This window comes from Citrobacter sp. Cpo069 (assembly GCF_030332785.1).
In the GTDB taxonomy this organism is placed as follows: Bacteria; Pseudomonadota; Gammaproteobacteria; order Enterobacterales; family Enterobacteriaceae; genus Citrobacter; species Citrobacter portucalensis.
In genome coordinates this window covers 87377-101014 of record NZ_JAOWHD010000045.1, presented here as the reverse complement: position 1 = coordinate 101014, position 13638 = coordinate 87377, and the positions used below count along the sequence as shown (strand labels likewise).

The 13638-nt window shown below is 53.6% G+C and carries 12 protein-coding genes and 1 pseudogene; 10 read left to right on the top strand and 3 right to left on the bottom strand.

Going from position 1 to position 13638, the window contains the following annotated elements; genetic code table 11:
- The first annotated feature begins 104 nt into the window (after positions 1-104).
- Complete coding sequence (locus OGY08_RS08550) at positions 105-389, top strand: hypothetical protein (RefSeq protein ID WP_125362764.1); 285 nt, start codon at positions 105-107, stop codon at positions 387-389.
- Between the two features lie 59 nt (positions 390-448).
- Positions 449-640, top strand: a pseudogene (traT, locus tag OGY08_RS08545) (complement resistance protein TraT); the annotation flags it as partial.
- Between the two features lie 67 nt (positions 641-707).
- Here the strand turns inward: traT and OGY08_RS08540 are convergent.
- Both OGY08_RS08540 and OGY08_RS08535 read right to left on the bottom strand, forming a co-directional pair.
- Positions 708-1502, bottom strand: a complete 795-nt coding sequence (locus tag OGY08_RS08540) for a DUF2950 family protein (RefSeq protein ID WP_125362728.1) — start codon at positions 1500-1502, stop codon at positions 708-710.
- Between the two features lie 10 nt (positions 1503-1512).
- Positions 1513-3099: a DUF3300 domain-containing protein gene (locus OGY08_RS08535; protein WP_286565858.1), complete on the bottom strand. Its 1587-nt coding sequence runs from the start codon at positions 3097-3099 to the stop codon at positions 1513-1515.
- 448 nt (positions 3100-3547) lie between these two features.
- Between OGY08_RS08535 and acnB the strand changes: the two genes are divergently transcribed.
- The 6 genes from acnB to OGY08_RS08505 all read left to right on the top strand — a co-directional run bounded on the left by acnB (position 3548) and on the right by OGY08_RS08505 (position 10834).
- Positions 3548-6145, top strand: coding sequence for a bifunctional aconitate hydratase 2/2-methylisocitrate dehydratase (gene acnB / locus OGY08_RS08530; RefSeq protein ID WP_057067418.1), 2598 nt, complete (start codon positions 3548-3550; stop codon positions 6143-6145).
- A gap of 174 nt (positions 6146-6319) precedes the next feature.
- Positions 6320-6682 carry a protein YacL gene (gene yacL, locus OGY08_RS08525; protein WP_020996227.1) on the top strand — a complete coding sequence of 121 codons (363 nt, stop codon included), beginning with the start codon at positions 6320-6322 and terminating at the stop codon, positions 6680-6682.
- Positions 6683-6862: 180 nt separating this feature from the next.
- Positions 6863-7816 carry a 2-keto-3-deoxygluconate permease 1 gene (locus OGY08_RS08520; protein ID WP_048214928.1) on the top strand — a complete coding sequence of 318 codons (954 nt, stop codon included), beginning with the start codon at positions 6863-6865 and terminating at the stop codon, positions 7814-7816.
- Complete coding sequence (gene dtnK, locus OGY08_RS08515; RefSeq protein WP_125362726.1) at positions 7813-9084, top strand: D-threonate kinase; 1272 nt, start codon at positions 7813-7815, stop codon at positions 9082-9084. The genes OGY08_RS08520 and dtnK overlap by 4 nt, the downstream gene beginning before the upstream one ends.
- Positions 9074-10057, top strand: coding sequence for a D-threonate 4-phosphate dehydrogenase (locus OGY08_RS08510; RefSeq protein WP_081003606.1), 984 nt, complete (start codon positions 9074-9076; stop codon positions 10055-10057). The genes dtnK and OGY08_RS08510 overlap by 11 nt, the downstream gene beginning before the upstream one ends.
- 9 nt (positions 10058-10066) lie before the next feature.
- Positions 10067-10834: a DeoR/GlpR family DNA-binding transcription regulator gene (locus tag OGY08_RS08505; protein WP_008786221.1), complete on the top strand. Its 768-nt coding sequence runs from the start codon at positions 10067-10069 to the stop codon at positions 10832-10834.
- 30 nt (positions 10835-10864) lie between these two features.
- Here OGY08_RS08505 and OGY08_RS08500 read toward each other — a convergent pair whose 3' ends face one another.
- Positions 10865-11212 (bottom strand): YacC family pilotin-like protein, encoded by a 348-nt coding sequence (locus OGY08_RS08500; RefSeq protein ID WP_032941691.1) that lies wholly within the window; start codon positions 11210-11212, stop codon positions 10865-10867.
- Between the two features lie 153 nt (positions 11213-11365).
- On the opposite strand from OGY08_RS08500, the gene cueO reads away from it, so the two are divergent.
- Positions 11366-12982 (top strand): multicopper oxidase CueO, encoded by a 1617-nt coding sequence (gene cueO, locus OGY08_RS08495; RefSeq protein ID WP_125362725.1) that lies wholly within the window; start codon positions 11366-11368, stop codon positions 12980-12982.
- Positions 12983-13103: 121 nt separating this feature from the next.
- A complete protein-coding gene (locus tag OGY08_RS08490) occupies positions 13104-13625 on the top strand; it encodes a hypothetical protein (protein WP_032942383.1) in 522 nt (173 codons plus the stop codon).
- The last annotated feature ends 13 nt before the right edge of the window (positions 13626-13638 follow it).

The following is a 13638-nucleotide window of genomic DNA, read 5'->3' as shown; positions in this document are numbered from 1 at the left end:
ATCAACATACTGTTTCACAAGAAATAAATCACCTTATCTTGTCATCAGATGAAATTAATAACCCTGTAAACTAATAGCGTGATAATAAATTGGGAGGGGAAATGATGAAACGTTTTTTAAAAGCAGCAGTAATAACTACCGTGTTTATTTCCGGCATGGCGCTGGCGCAGGATGCCGCCATTCCATGGGCTACCAACAGCGGTGGTACCGAAAGCACACATATTGCGGCAATGGGACAAAATTTGAATGCGCAGCATCAGCAGATTAACCAGACACAGGAAGGTGTATGGGCAACAAACTCTGGCAGCATTCGAGCTGACGAAATAGCACTTATCAGCACTAAGCCGGCGTTTAAAGGTTATCCTGAATTAATGCCGCATCAGAATTAACTCTCCGAGCTCACGTCAGACAAATCCACGCTGACGTGAGCGTGTGGGCAATAACGCTGGCTGGTTGTGGTGCGATAACCACCGCTTATAACAGCAACACCTCTGGTGCGACGCTGGGTGGTGGTATCGCGGCGGGGCTGATCGGCATGGCTGCGGATGCGATGGTGGAAGAGGTGAACTACACCATGGTTACTGACCTGCAAATCTCTATGTGCAGCAAAGCTAAAGTGACAACGGATAAAGTTGCTGCATTTAATTTGTTGGGGTTGCCGGGGGGCGGCTATGCATTACCCGGCCTACTAACCTTCCGACTCGGTATCAGGGCGCTACAGGTTGCCAGTTTTTATCCGGATGGAATGTGGTTAACGCTTGTGCTTTCTGCTGTGATTCAACACCGAGATCGGCCTGGTAGACTTTGTCTTCACCGTTAATCATAAAACTCATCACGCCGGTGTGATCGTAGCTAACGGGCCAGGCTACCATGGCAAAACCGCTGGTTTTATCGGGAAGGATCCGGAAGCGATAGCCGTGATAGCCCATGCCCGGCTCCTGTGGACTGAAGGCTGGGCCAAGCGGGCTTGGCGCTTCGCCCGGCGAAACAGGCCAGTACAGACCATCCTTTTTCCCTTCAGAACTGACAATCTTTTGCGCGTATTTCTGGTTCATCGAAAAATAGCTCTGCTGGGCATCCACATAGGCGTGCAACGCCTCAATGGCAGCAAGTTCGTTGCGTCCAATCTCACGGGTCAGGATCTCTTCGGCTGCTTCCTTGATATCAAATTGCCAGCCTGAAGCGTTTTTGACGACCGGGATTGGCAGTTGCCAGTCGCTGTCCCCAACCACAAGATGCGCCGTATTGCCGTCGATGACAGTGCTATGGCGTACCTTCCAGTCACGCAGGAAGCGATCAACTGCATCAGGATCGACGCCTTCTGGCGGCAGAAAATCACGCCAGTTTTCCCCGAGCAGGTTGCTCATTGCACTTTCATTTTGCTCACTGATAGCGTTTGCCAGCGCATCTGTTGCCTGGTCTGGTGTGCTGAAGGATTGTTGTGCCATCGCGGTGGCCGAAACCATGAACAACACCATTCCACTGAGTAGTTTATTTTTCATGTCGGTTCCCTTAACGATGACGGAATTCACGGTGTTCAGCACGCCCGCCAGAAGGCTGGCGCGATGGCTGATTACGGGCGACCTGCCGGCTCTGGGCACCTCGCTGTTGCTGTGCCTGCCAGTTGGCGGAGCGACTGTCGTTACCGCTCAGCGCATTGGCGCGTGGCTGGCTGGTTCGCTGTTGAAGATTGCGCTGTTGCACATTGCGTTGTTGTGCCGGTTGCGTGACCCGTTTCTCCTGTCGCTGGGCGACTGCCTGGCGATTCTCCCGCTGCTGAGGGCTCGTCCGCTTCGCGGTTTGCGGTTTGGTATCGTAACCGCGGTAGTTATTACGTTGGGAAATTTGCTTCAGTTGTTGATTCGATGCCTGACGCTGGGCGTCTCTCGTGCCCGTACGCGCCGTCTGCGGGAATGTTTTCCCCGTCGATTTTTCCATTTGGCTCATCGCGGCCTGGCGCTGGTTATCACGGTTGACTGGTCTTTGCTGGGTCGAACTTAACCCGGTTGCCGTGTTAGTGGAGTGGAAGCGGTTATTGAGCTGGCTATTTGGGTAAGGCACACCCTCACGGTAGGCCGGATTATGCTGCCAGGTACGGTTGGCATCTGTCAGGCGCTGACCACTGATTTTATTGAAGTTATCAACGTTAATGTTGATGTTGTTATCACCGTTGCGGTTATAGCCGCCATGGTTATCCCAGTCATCATTATGATGGTGGTCGTCGTCGTCATCCCAGTCGATGTTGCTGAAGATGGCATAGGTTGTGGCGACACCAAGGCTGAAGCCTAAACCATTGACGAAGCTGTTACCAAATTGCTCACCGGGCGTTGGTGGCAGATAGGTTGGCGGATAGGCGGTATTCGGCCAGGTACCGTAAACCGTGTTCGGGTTATAGGTTGGAACGTACACCACCTGCGGATCGGCGGATTCAATCTTGATGACAGTAGGGCTTGTCGTGGTGGTAGTGCTGGTCGTCGACGTGCTGGTGGCGGTTTTCGCCGGTGCCGCTTTGGTCACGGTGGTGACGGTCTGTTGCGGTGTTGATTGCAGCGCGCCGGTTTGTTGCGCCAGTACACGCAGACGTTGAACGGAATCCATGACGTCCTTCGGCTGTGCGAGGAAAGCATCGCCCAGGCTTTGTACCCACGGCGGATTTTCACCCATCAGCGACATCAACTGAGGAAAAGCGACCAGCGATTTCACGCTGGGATCCCAGGGCTGGCTGGCCACGGCCTGAATGGCGGCATCGCCCTGCATTTTGGGATTGTCTTTTGACCACTGTGCGGCCTGGATGACGTTAGCCGGATAGGTTGAGGCCATCAAAATTTGCGACAACAGCGAGTCTGGATAGAGCGCGATAGGCGCAACCCACTGATCGATTTGTGCTGCTGAGTAGGTTGGTGCCACGGCGGGCGCAGTTTGCTCTACCGGGGCGGGGGCCGCTACGGGAGCTGGGGCCGGTGTTGACGGTTGCTGCGCAACGGGGGCCGGAGCAGCAGGCTCCGTTGTGCGACTTTTAACAAACATCACGCCAGAGGCGGCAAACAGCCCGGCACTGCACAAAAGGACAAGCAGATGTGGCTTAAGGGGCAACTTCATAAAATGACTCCAACGAGACGAGCGCTGTGCCGTGAGGCGTTCCTGTTGCCGCGAGTATTATTCACCCGTGTTAGACAGTTTTGACTTTTATGGTTGATTCACCAGGTAGGTCCGAAAAAAGAGTGTGAGTATTTATTACACAATTATATGTGATGGCGGAAAAATCGCTGGAATATTCAGCCGATCGTGCTTGAAAATTAACCGTTTATGGGTGGTTTTAAGCTGACTTAATTTCACCTCGCCTTGTCGCTATACCATTCTTAACGATTCAGCCAATTTTTTATGTTGCTTTTTTGTAAACGGATTAACACTTAATGAAAATCCTGTTATTGTGCCTTATGCGGTACCGGGCATTTACCCTACTAACTACTGTCTCACAGGAGCGTGAAGAGAATCGCCCATCTACAAAAGCGCCGCATTATGACAATGAGAGCGAGGAGATATCGTCGTGCTAGAAGAATACCGTAAGCACGTAGCTGAGCGTGCTGCCCAGGGGATTGTGCCAAAACCTTTAGACGCAACCCAAATGGCTGCACTTGTCGAGCTGCTGAAGACCCCGCCTGTGGGCGAAGAAGAATTCCTGTTAGACCTGTTGATCAACCGCGTTCCTCCTGGCGTAGATGAAGCCGCTTATGTTAAAGCTGGTTTTCTCGCCGCTGTCGCAAAAGGCGACACCACCTCCCCGCTGGTTACCCCAGAAAAAGCCATTGAACTGCTGGGCACCATGCAGGGTGGCTACAACATTCATCCGCTGATCGACGCGCTGGACGATGCAAAACTGGCGCCGATTGCCGCCAAAGCGCTCTCTTCAACGCTGCTGATGTTCGATAACTTCTACGATGTAGAAGAAAAAGCCAAAGCGGGCAACGAATATGCGAAGCAGGTAATGCAATCCTGGGCTGATGCCGAATGGTTCCTGAACCGTCCAGCTCTGGCTGAAAAAATCACCGTTACCGTCTTTAAAGTGACGGGTGAAACCAACACCGATGACCTTTCTCCGGCACCGGATGCATGGTCTCGCCCGGATATCCCTCTGCACGCGCTGGCGATGCTGAAAAACGCCCGTGAAGGTATCGAACCGGATCAGCCGGGCGTGGTTGGCCCGATCAAACAGATCGAAGAATTGCAGAAAAAAGGTTACCCGCTGGCTTATGTGGGTGATGTTGTCGGTACCGGTTCTTCGCGTAAATCCGCAACCAACTCCGTGCTGTGGTTCATGGGTGACGACATTCCTCATGTGCCGAACAAGCGTGGCGGCGGCCTGTGCCTCGGCGGCAAAATTGCACCTATCTTCTTCAACACCATGGAAGATGCGGGCGCACTGCCGATTGAAGTGGACGTGTCGAACATGAACATGGGCGACGTGATTGACGTTTACCCGTTCAAAGGCGAAGTACGCAACCACGAAACCGGCGAACTGCTGGCAAGCTTTGAGCTGAAAACCGAAGTCCTGATCGACGAAGTACGCGCCGGTGGCCGTATCCCGCTGATCATCGGTCGTGGCCTGACCACCAAGGCGCGCGAAGCGCTGGGCCTGCCGCACAGCGACGTATTCCGTCAGGCGAAAGACGTGGCGGAAAGCAGCCGTGGCTTCTCCCTGGCACAGAAAATGGTTGGCCGCGCTTGCGGCGTGAAAGGCATCCGTCCGGGCGCGTACTGCGAACCGAAGATGACCTCCGTCGGTTCTCAGGATACCACTGGCCCTATGACCCGTGACGAACTGAAAGACCTGGCGTGTCTGGGCTTCTCTGCTGATCTGGTGATGCAGTCCTTCTGCCACACCGCGGCCTATCCGAAGCCGGTGGACGTGAACACGCATCACACGCTGCCAGACTTCATCATGAACCGCGGCGGTGTGTCGCTGCGTCCGGGCGACGGCGTTATTCACTCCTGGCTGAACCGCATGCTGCTGCCGGATACCGTAGGTACCGGTGGTGACTCCCATACCCGTTTCCCGATTGGTATTTCCTTCCCGGCAGGTTCTGGTCTGGTGGCGTTTGCTGCGGCGACCGGCGTGATGCCGCTGGATATGCCGGAATCCGTTCTGGTGCGTTTCAAAGGCAAAATGCAACCGGGTATCACCCTGCGCGATCTGGTACACGCCATCCCGCTGTACGCGATCAAACAGGGTCTGCTGACCGTTGAGAAGAAAGGTAAGAAGAACATCTTCTCTGGCCGCATTCTTGAAATCGAAGGTCTGCCGGATCTCAAAGTAGAGCAGGCGTTCGAATTGACCGACGCCTCCGCTGAACGTTCTGCTGCCGGTTGTACCATCAAGCTGAACAAAGAGCCGATCGTTGAGTATCTGAGCTCTAACATCGTTCTGCTGAAGTGGATGATCGCAGAAGGTTACGGCGATCGCCGTACGCTGGAACGTCGTGTGCAGGGCATGGAAAAATGGCTGGCGGATCCGCAGTTGCTGGAAGCCGACGCTGACGCAGAATACGCGGCAGTGATCGACATCGATCTGGCGGATATCAAAGAGCCAATCCTGTGTGCACCGAACGATCCGGACGATGCGCGTCTGCTGTCTGACGTACAGGGCGAGAAGATCGACGAAGTGTTCATCGGCTCCTGCATGACTAACATCGGCCACTTCCGTGCCGCTGGTAAGCTTCTGGATGCGCACAAAGGCCAACTGCCAACGCGTCTGTGGGTGGCTCCACCAACCCGTATGGATGCGGCACAGCTGACCGAAGAAGGTTATTACAGCGTGTTCGGTAAGAGCGGTGCGCGTATCGAAATTCCAGGCTGCTCTCTGTGCATGGGTAACCAGGCGCGTGTAGCCGACGGCGCAACGGTGGTGTCGACCTCTACCCGTAACTTCCCGAACCGTTTAGGTACCGGAGCGAACGTCTACCTGGCTTCTGCGGAGCTGGCGGCGGTTGCGGCGCTGATCGGCAAACTGCCGACGGCGGAAGAGTACCAGACCTATGTGGCGCAGGTAGATAAAACGGCCGTAGATACTTACCGTTATCTGAACTTCGACCAGCTGTCTCAGTACACCGAGAAAGCCGATGGTGTGATTTTCCAGACCGCGGTGTAATGCCCTAAAGCATTTTGTGTAAAAACGCATCAATGCCCGGAGAAGTCTGCTTCTCCGGGCATTTTTATTTCTATTCCTTATACCCACTACGCTTTTTTTCTGCCGCGCTGCTGCGATAATTACAGCAAGGCGCAATGCGGTATTGGCGCATTGCCGGGAGTAGAGGAAGACATTATGGATTACGAATTTCTGCGCGATATTACCGGGGTGGTAAAAGTGCGTATGTCCATGGGCCACGAGGTGGTGGGGCACTGGTTTAATGAGGAAGTGAAAGAAAACCTGGCCTTACTTGATGAAGTGGAACAGGCAGCGCGTGCGGTTAAGGGCAGTGAGCGCTCCTGGCAGCGAGCAGGGCATGAATACACGCTCTGGCTGGATGGCGAAGAAGTGATGGTTCGCGCTAATCAGCTGGAGTTCTCTGGCGATGAGATGGAAGAGGGGATGAGCTACTACGACGAAGAAAGTTTTTCGCTCTGTGGTGTAGAGGACTTTCTTCAGGTTGTGGCGGCATACCGCGAATTTGTGCATCAATCCTGAGATATTTCAGATATCAATGAAGCCGGGTGAGACAAACCCGGCTTTTTTTTCATCCGAATGATTATTTGATTTTTATTAATCATTCAAAAACTGTGATCTGCCGCGTTTGTGATCTTATTTTGATTGAATATAATCGTTGTGATTTTATTTAATCACAACATAACAACAGGCGGGAAGACCATGAACATCAAGAAGGCAATAGAACGCGTACCCGGCGGCATGATGGTTGTGCCGTTGGTTATCGGTGCCATTATCAACACTTTTGCCCCGCAGGCGTTGCAGATCGGTGGATTCACCACGGCTTTATTTAAAAATGGCGCGGCTCCCTTGATTGGCGCGTTCCTGCTCTGTATGGGGGCGGGAATTAGCGTAAAGGCGGCGCCGCAAGCTTTGCTACAAGGCGGCACGATTACGCTGACCAAGTTACTGGTCGCGATTGCAATTGGTCTCGGGGTTGAACACCTGTTTGGCGCGGAGGGCATCTTTGGCTTAAGCGGTGTTGCCATTATTGCGGCAATGAGTAACTCCAATGGCGGGCTTTACGCGGCGCTGGTTGGCGAGTTTGGCAATGAACGTGATGTCGGTGCGATCTCCATTTTGTCTCTGAATGACGGGCCTTTCTTTACCATGATCGCGCTGGGCGCGGCGGGTATGGCAAATATTCCTATCATGGCGCTGGTGGCGGTTCTTGTTCCGCTGGTGGTTGGCATGATCCTCGGTAACCTCGACGCCAATATGCGTGACTTCCTGACCAAAGGCGGTCCACTGCTCATTCCTTTCTTTGCGTTTGCACTTGGAGCCGGTATTAACCTGGAAATGCTGCTGCAAGGTGGTCTGGCGGGCATTCTGCTGGGTGTGCTGACCACCTTTGTGGGCGGCTTCTTTAACATTCGTGCCGATCGTCTGGTAGGCGGGAGTGGTATTGCTGGTGCTGCGGCATCCAGTACTGCGGGGAACGCCGTCGCGACGCCACTGGCCATAGCACAGGCCGATCCCTCGCTGGCAGAGGTTGCCGCTGCGGCAGCGCCGCTGATCGCTGCGTCAGTCATTACAACCGCTATTCTGACGCCAATTCTTACGTCGTGGGTCGCGAAAAGGCAGTCTCGTCAGACCGTGCAGGAGAAGAAAGCATGAAAATGATCGTTATCGCCGATGACTTTACGGGCTCTAACGATACCGGCGTACAGTTGGCGAAAAAAGGGGCGCGTACCGAAGTAATGCTGACCCCAGCGCAGAAACCGTCGCGCCGCGCCGATGTTCTGGTCATCAATACGGAAAGCCGGGCGATGCCGGCAACGCAGGCCGCCGCGGCTGTACAACAAGCGTTAGCACCATGGTGTGAGGGCGAAGCAACACCGCTGGTATACAAAAAAATAGACTCGACATTTCGTGGCAATGTGGGGGCTGAAGTCACTGCAGCCATGCGTACAGCCGGTCGGACGCTGGCCGTGATTGCGGCGGCAATTCCTGCTGCCGGGCGCACCACGCAGGATGGCTTGTGCCTGGTCCATGGTGTGCCGCTGCTGGAAACGGAATTCGCCAGCGATCCAAAAACGCCCATTCACTCTTCGCGTATTGCTGAACTGGTCGCACTGCAAAGCGATGTCCCTGTACATGAGGTGTCGCTGGTGGATGTGCGTCGGGGAAGTTTGAGTGCGCTGCTGAGCGCTTTTGCAAAAGCCGGCGAATGTATGGTGGTGGTGGATGCCATGGAAGAGCGAGATCTCGCGCTCATTGCACAGGCGGTTTGTGAGCAAAAACAGATGCCGCTGCTCGTAGGGGCGGCAGGGCTGGCCAATGCGCTACCGGCCGCAACGTTTATGCAAGAAAAGCAGGAATTACCGGTGTTGGTTGTGGCTGGCTCAATGAGTGAGGCAACGCGACGTCAGGTGGAAAAAGCAGTGTGTCAAGGTCGGGCAAAAGTCGTTGATATCGATGCCGCGCGGTTGGTTGCATCGTCATTTGCACCGGAAATGGACTCTGTTATTGAACAGGCTTGCGCGCAACTGAGCCAGCAGCAGCACACGATCTTACGCACCAGTCGATGTGCAGAAGACCGGGACATGATCGACACGCTGTGTTTCAACGTGGGGATGAGTCGCCAGCAGTTGGGAGAACTGCTGAGTCAGCGTCTAGGGGAGATAACGCTGCGCATTATTGAACAAGCACGTATCGGCGGATTGTTCCTGACCGGAGGCGATATTGCCACGGCGGTCGCCAGTGCGTTGGGTGCTGAAGGGTATCGCATCCACAGTGAGGTCGCCCCCTGTATTCCGTGCGGAACGTTTGTGAATAGCGAGATTGACGACTTGCCGGTTATTACCAAAGCGGGTGGATTCGGTTCTGATACGACCCTTTGCGATGCGCTGTATTTTATTGAGGAGATGTACCGTGGTAACTAAAACAATTGCGATTACGATGGGAGATCCGGCGGGGATTGGTCCGGAAATTATTGTTAAAGCGCTACGCGAAGATGAACTTAATGGTGCACCGCTGGTGGTGGTTGGGTGCCTAAAAACGCTGCAGCGGTTACAGGCTCAGGGGCTGGCTGACGGAGTAACATTTCGCGCTATTGAACAGGTCGCCGATGCCAGATTCACGCCAGATACGATTCATGTGATTGATGAACCGCTGGCGAAACCTGACGAACTGGTCCCTGGTACAGTGCAGGCGCAGGCGGGCGATCTGGCCTATCGCTGTGTGAAGCGGGCGACTGAACTGGCGATGAAGGGGGATGTACATGCCATCGCGACCGCGCCGTTGAACAAAGAAGCGCTGCATCTCGGCGGACACAATTATCCTGGACATACCGAACTGCTGGCAACGCTAACCGAAAGCCGCGACTATGCGATGGTGCTGTACACCGATAAGCTGAAAGTTATCCATGTTTCGACGCATATCGCACTGCGCAAATTCCTTGATACGCTCAATGGGCAACGTGTCGAAACGGTGATTGGTATCGCAGATACCTTCCTGAAGCGCGTAGGCTTTGCACACCCGCGTATTGCCGTTGCGGGGGTGAATCCACATGCCGGAGAGAATGGCCTGTTTGGCGATGAGGAAATTCGTATTGTCGGACCCGCGATTGAGAATATGAGAGCGAAGGGGATGGATGTTTACGGTCCGTGCCCGCCGGATACCGTGTTTTTACAGGCTTATGAAGGTCAGTATGACATGGTGGTGGCGATGTACCACGATCAGGGGCATATCCCGCTGAAATTGCTGGGTTTCTATGATGGTGTAAATATCACAGCAGGTTTACCGTTTATTCGTACCTCTGCCGATCACGGTACGGCATTTGATATCGCCTGGACGGGAAAAGCAAAATCTGAGAGCATGGCCGTATCGATCAAACTGGCAATGCAACTGGCGTAATTTACTGTTATGAAAGGGCAACACCGTCTGGATAAGATTGTGGCGTATTTGAAAAATCATACGCTGGTTACCGTGGAACAGTTGGTTGACGCGGTTGACGCCTCTCCAGCAACGATCAGGCGCGATCTCATCAAGCTGGATGAACAGGGTGTGATCAGCCGCAGCCACGGCGGTGTTGCGTTACGACGCTTTGAAGCTGCGCAGCCAACCACAAACGAAAAGCAACTGCGATCGCCTGCTGAGAAACGGGCGATTGCGCGTTTTGCCGCCTCAATGGTGCGTGCGGGCGATGCCGTGGTGCTTGATGCCGGTACCACAATGCTGGAGCTGGCAAAATGTCTGACGCATTTGCCGCTGCGAGTGATTACCGTTGATCTGCATATTGCCCTGTTTTTGTCAGAATTCCGTCAGATAGAGGTGACGATCGTCGGTGGACGCATCGATGACAGCAGCCAGTCCTGTATTGGTGAGTTTGGCCGGAAAATGTTGCGCAGCGTCTATCCTGATATTGCTTTTATGAGCTGTAACACCTGGAGTATGGAAAAGGGTGTAACCACGCCAACGGAAGACAAAGCGGGATTAAAGCAGGAAATTATTGCGAATGCCCAACGGAAGGTATTGCTGGCGGATAGCAGTAAGTACGGCGCACATTCGTTATTTAACGTCGCGCCGCTTAGTTGCTTTACCGATGTTGTTACCGATGTGAATCTACCGCCAAACGCGCAGACTGAATTAAAAGCGCAATCCGTTGCCCTGACGCTGGTACAGCCAGAGTAACGGCAATCTCAACCCTGATTGCGCCGGAGATTATTTAACGTAGGCCAGCAGGCTCAGAGAGTCACGCGCCAGCGCTTTGCATTTCTTTGCTGTTGGGATGCCGATACCGCTGAGATCGCGATAGCTGTCCTCACCCAGTGCCTTCATGTTGAAGGTGTCGTAATTGCTCAGGTCCCACTGGTTTTGCTGGGCAAAAAAGACCAGTGCGCGACGGATCTGCCCATTTGGCAAATTCTGGTATCCACAGTCATTTTTCAGAAAAACAAAAACTGCCGTTAAATCGGCCATATCTTCGGCTTCGGACTCGCTGAGCGCGTAGCTATTTGCGCATACGGCCATCAGGGTGCCGAACAAAACTGTTCTGAAAAACGTCTTCATTGCTTCTACCACTGCATCACGGAATTTAAACGTTAGCACACTGCGAGCGAAGCGACGACCTTTATTATTAGCCGTTTACTTGACCTTCCCGTAAGGGGAAGGCTTATGCTTAAAAGATAGCCTGCTTAAGCTGCTGAATATAAGGAAGTGATTATGCAACGTCGTGACTTTTTAAAGTACTCCGTGGCGCTGGGCGTCGCGTCAGCATTACCTCTGTGGAGCCGTAGCGTATTCGCCGCAGACCGTCCCGCATTACCCATTCCAGACCTGTTAACCGCCGATGCTTCTAATCGCATTCAGTTGATTGCACAAGCCGGGCAGTCGAGCTTTGCAGGTAAAACTGCTACCACATGGGGATATAACGGCAATTTACTCGGACCTGCGGTCAAGCTGAACAAAGGGCAGTCGGTGACCGTGGATATCCATAACCAGCTTGCCGAAGAGACGACGTTGCACTGGCACGGCCTGGAAATCCCCGGTGAAGTCGACGGTGGACCGCAAGGCATTATCCCGGCGGGCGGGAAACGTTCGGTGACCTTCACGCCGGATCAGAGGGCGGCAACCTGCTGGTTCCACCCGCATCAGCATGGAAAGACCGGTCGTCAGGTAGCGATGGGACTGGCCGGACTGGTGCTGATTGAAGATGAAGAGATTCGCAAGCTGCTGCTGCCTAAGCAGTGGGGCATTGATGATGTGCCGGTGATCATTCAAGACAAACAGTTCTCTGCTGATGGGCAGGTTGATTATCAACTGGACATCATGACCGCCGCCGTCGGCTGGTTTGGCGATACGCTGCTGACCAACGGGGCGATTTATCCTCAGCATGCGGCACCGCGCGGCTGGCTGCGCTTGCGTCTGTTGAATGGTTGTAACGCACGCTCACTGAACATTGCGGCCAGCGACAATCGTCCTTTGTACGTCATTGCCAGCGACGGCGGACTGTTGGCGGAACCGGTAAAAGTGACCGAGCTTCCTATGCTGATGGGCGAGCGCTTTGAAGTGCTGGTGGATGTGAGCGACGGCAAAGCTTTTGATCTGGTCACTCTGCCAGTCAGCCAGATGGGGATGGCGATTGCGCCATTCGATAAGCCGCATCCAGTCATGCGCGTTCAACCGTTGCTGATTACCGCTTCCGGCACGCTGCCAGATTCGCTGACATCCATGCCATCGCTGCCGTCACTGGAAGGGCTGACGGTGCGCAAGCTGCAGCTGTCGATGGATCCGATGCTCGATATGATGGGCATGCAAATGCTGATGAAGAAATACGGCGGTCAGGCCATGGCGGGTATGGATCATGGGAAGATGATGGGCCATATGAATAATGACAATATGGGCCACGGCAATATGAATCATGGCAATATGAACCACGGTAAGATGGGGAATATGCAGCATGGCGACATGGGCAACATGAAGCATGGATCATTCGACTTCCATAATGCCAACCGGATTAATGGCCAGGCATTTGATATGAATAAACCGATGTTTGCCGCGGCGAAAGGTCAGCACGAACGCTGGGTGATTTCCGGCCAGGGCGACATGATGCTGCATCCGTTCCACATTCACGGCACGCAGTTCCGTATTCTGTCTGAGAATGGCAAAGCACCTGCCGCACACCGCGCGGGATGGAAGGACACTGTGCGGGTAGAAGGCGGCGTGAGCGAGGTGTTAGTGAAGTTTGACCACGACGCGCCAAAAGAGCATGCCTATATGGCGCATTGCCATCTGTTAGAGCATGAAGATACCGGGATGATGCTCGGCTTCACCGTATAAACAGCGGCGGATAGCGGTGGCGCTATCCGCTAAATGTTTATTCCAAAAACGGATTATTACCCTATCGTCCAGTAGAAGCATGCATATACTGATGAGGTTAATCACTTATCACGAGGTATGCATGACCCTTTTGCGTAAAGTACTGACGGCATCTTTTATTATGCTTCTGGCGGTTTCGGCACAAGCTGCGATGAAGATGGAACGCCAACAGATTTCAAAACTGAATTTAAGCCTTGAAATTCCTCAGACGCTCACGCCGATGCCGGACGAAATGGCAAAAATCAAATACCCTTCTGAAAACCGTCCACAGGTGATTTACGGTGACGAACGCGGTAAAGCGTCTTTAGGTATTACCGCCGGGCGCAACGCATTGCCTGCCGCTCAGTTGGATATGGCAAAGGATGCGACGCTGAAGATGCTGACCAACTTCAATCCGCAGGCCGAACCTGTCACGGTTGATGGGCATAAAGCGTGGCTGATTACCTTCCGTTCTCAAGCGCCGGATACTGAAATTCTCAATATGCTGCTGATTACCTCGCAAAATGAGAAAGCGGTGCAGGTCTCCTTCAATATGACCAAAGATCTGGTGGCTCAGTATCAGGAAGCCGCAAAAGCGTCGCTACTGTCACTGAAGTTTGAATAAAAAAACGCCCGCT

Excerpts from the sequence above, each read along its gene's own strand:
- OGY08_RS08550 (WP_125362764.1), top strand. The coding sequence starts at position 105 with ATGAAACGTTTTTTAAAAGCAGCAGTAATAACTACCGTGTTTATTTCC.
- cueO (WP_125362725.1), top strand. The coding sequence starts at position 11,366 with ATGCAACGTCGTGACTTTTTAAAGTACTCCGTGGCGCTGGGCGTCGCG.
- yacL (WP_020996227.1), top strand. The coding sequence starts at position 6,320 with ATGGATTACGAATTTCTGCGCGATATTACCGGGGTGGTAAAAGTGCGT.
- OGY08_RS08505 (WP_008786221.1), top strand. The coding sequence starts at position 10,067 with ATGAAAGGGCAACACCGTCTGGATAAGATTGTGGCGTATTTGAAAAAT.
- OGY08_RS08520 (WP_048214928.1), top strand. The coding sequence starts at position 6,863 with ATGAACATCAAGAAGGCAATAGAACGCGTACCCGGCGGCATGATGGTT.
- dtnK (WP_125362726.1), top strand. The coding sequence starts at position 7,813 with ATGAAAATGATCGTTATCGCCGATGACTTTACGGGCTCTAACGATACC.
- OGY08_RS08540 (WP_125362728.1), bottom strand. The coding sequence starts at position 1,502 with ATGAAAAATAAACTACTCAGTGGAATGGTGTTGTTCATGGTTTCGGCC.
- OGY08_RS08535 (WP_286565858.1), bottom strand. The coding sequence starts at position 3,099 with ATGAAGTTGCCCCTTAAGCCACATCTGCTTGTCCTTTTGTGCAGTGCC.
- OGY08_RS08490 (WP_032942383.1), top strand. The coding sequence starts at position 13,104 with ATGACCCTTTTGCGTAAAGTACTGACGGCATCTTTTATTATGCTTCTG.
- OGY08_RS08500 (WP_032941691.1), bottom strand. The coding sequence starts at position 11,212 with ATGAAGACGTTTTTCAGAACAGTTTTGTTCGGCACCCTGATGGCCGTA.